The following is a 1,913-nucleotide window of genomic DNA, read 5'->3' as shown; positions in this document are numbered from 1 at the left end:
CCGGGCGAGGCTCGGCAGCGCCTCCAGCGCCGCGGCCGCGCCGCCAAACTGGTTGATAAGCACGCGGAAAGGTGCGCGGGCCGACATTTTCGGTGCGGATCAGGCGCAGCCAGTCCAGCCGCTGCTCGGGGCCGAGCAGGTCGCGTCCGGCTTCGGGCGGCGGGGAGGAGGGCGCGCCGCGGGAAGCCATCGCTCAGCCCTTCGCGCCGATCTTGCCTTCGGTGCCGGCGACCAGCCGGGCGATGTTCTCGTGGTGCTTGGCCCACAGGATCGCCGCCAGCAGCATGAGCAGCAGCGCCGCCCGCGTCTCGCCGAGCGCCAGGGCGGCCAGCGGTGTGGCGACGGCGGCAACGAGAGCCGAGAGTGAGGAATAGCGCGTCAGATAGGCCACCAGCAGCCAGGCGGCCGCGAAGGCGAGCGCCGCCGGCCAGGCCAGCGCCAGCGCGACGCCGAGGAAGGTCGCGACCCCTTGCCGCCTTGAAGCCGAGCCAGACCGGGAAGACGTGCCCGAGAAACGCGGCGAGGCCCGCGGCCAGCGCCCCGTCAGGGCCGAAGAGGTGCCCGGCGATCAGCACCGCCGCGGTTCCCTTCAGCGCATCGCCCAGCAAGGTGAGGGCGGCGAGGTCCTTGCGGCCGGTGCGCAGCACGTTGGTGGCGCCGATATTGCCCGAGCCGATGGTGCGGATGTCGCGGGTGCGGCCGAGCCGCGTCAGCACCAGCCCGAACGGGATCGAGCCCAAGAGATAGCCGATGGCGAGGGCGAGGAGCGTCGGCGCCGCGGGCAGCGACCAGGAAAGCGAAGAGAGCATGGGCGTCCGGCGGTGGGTGGGCGCTCAAACGTATTCGTAGACGGTCTGCCCGGCAACGATGGTCCGCAGCACCCGCCCGTCCAGCCGCGCCTCGTCGAACGGCGTGTTGCGCGAGCGCGACTTCAGGTCCCGCTTGTCGAGCACATAGGCCTGGTGCGGATCGAAGACGATGACGTCCGCCGGGGCGCCGGCCTTCAGCGTGCCGCCCTTGAGGCCGAGGATTTGCGCCGGCCGCGTCGACAGAGCGTGCAGCAGGTTCACGAGGTCGATCTCGTCCGCATGGACGAGGCGCAGCGCGGCGGCCAGCAGGGTTTCGAGGCCCAGTGCGCCGGGCTCGGCTTCCGAGAAGGGCAGGCGCTTGCCCTCCACGTCCTGGGGCAGGTGGTCCGAGACCACCACGTCGATCAGTCCGCTCGCCAGCGCCCGGATCAGCGCCTTGCGGTCCTCCTCAGCGCGCAGCGGCGGGCGCAGCTTGAAGAAGGTGCGGTAGGAGCCGATGTCCAGCTCGTTGAAGGTCAGATGGTTGATGGAGGCGGAGGCGGTCACCGGCAGCCCGGCCTCCTTGGCGCGTTCCAGCACGGCGAGCGATTCGGCGCAGGTCACGGCCGCCGCGTGGTAGCGCCCGCGCGCGTCGCCCACCAGGCGCACGTCGCGTTCCAGCACGATGGTCTCGGCCGATTTCGGCACGCCGCCGAGGCCGAGGCGCGCGGCGAATTCGCCCTGGTTCATGGCGCCGCCGGACATGGTGGCGTCCTCGGTGTGGTGCACGATGAGGGCGTCGAAATCCCGCGCATAGGTCAGCACGCGGCGCAGCACCTGCGCGCTCGGCACCGATTTGTGGCCGTCCGTGAAGGCGACCGCGCCGGCGGCGGTGAGCAGGCCGATCTCGGTCATCTCCTCGCCCTTGAGGCCCTTGGTGATGGCGGCCATGGGGTGGACGCGCACCACCGCCGTGTCGCGGGCGCGGCGCAGGATGAAGTCGACGATGGCCGGCTCGTCCACCACCGGGTCGGTGTCGGGCTGGCAGATCAGCGTGGTGACGCCGCCGGCGGCGGCGGCGAGCGAGGCGCTCGCCAGCGTCTCGCGCGGCTCGGCGCCGGCTCT

General features: G+C 72.1%; 1 protein-coding gene and 2 pseudogenes. All 3 read right to left on the bottom strand.

Going from position 1 to position 1,913, the window contains the following annotated elements:
- A pseudogene (locus tag AC2W7M_RS24610) lies at window positions 1-190 on the bottom strand (DNA-processing protein DprA); the annotation flags it as partial.
- Between the two features lie 3 nt (window positions 191-193).
- Window positions 194-809, bottom strand: a pseudogene (gene plsY, locus AC2W7M_RS24605) (glycerol-3-phosphate 1-O-acyltransferase PlsY).
- Window positions 810-833: 24 nt separating this feature from the next.
- Window positions 834-1,913: dihydroorotase (pyrC, locus tag AC2W7M_RS24600; RefSeq protein WP_486135657.1), on the bottom strand; the 1,080-nt coding region annotated here is incomplete at its 5' end.

This window comes from Xanthobacter sp. BG11Y11_SDJG, assembly GCF_057364445.1.
Note: the sequence above shows the minus strand (reverse complement) of the source record. Positions and strands in the feature narration are given on the sequence as shown.